We start from the raw sequence: 377 nt of genomic DNA on the forward strand, positions 1-377 counted from the left end.
CTGTTGTCCTTCGACTACGCCTATCGGCCTCGCCTTAGGTCCCGACTTACCCTGAGCGGACGAACCTTCCTCAGGAACCCTTAGGCTTTCGGCGGATCTGATTCTCACAGATCTTTTCGTTACTCATACCGGCATTCTCACTTGAATGCAGTCCAGCGCTCCTTCCGGTACACCTTCAACCCGCATTCAACGCTCCCCTACCCCTGATGCAAAGCATCAAGCCATAGCTTCGGTGGTGTGTTTAGCCCCGTTACATTTTCGGCGCAGAGTCACTCGACCAGTGAGCTATTACGCACTCTTTCAATGGTGGCTGCTTCTAAGCCAACATCCTGGTTGTCTGTGCAACTCCACATCCTTTCCCACTTAACACACACTTG

At 52.5% G+C, this 377-nt stretch carries 1 rRNA gene; it reads right to left on the reverse strand.

Features of this window, described 5'->3' with window-relative positions:
* Positions 1-377 (reverse strand): 23S ribosomal RNA (locus AC5V8P_RS26190); the annotation flags it as partial.

Source organism: Paenibacillus sp. N119s (assembly GCF_059447605.1).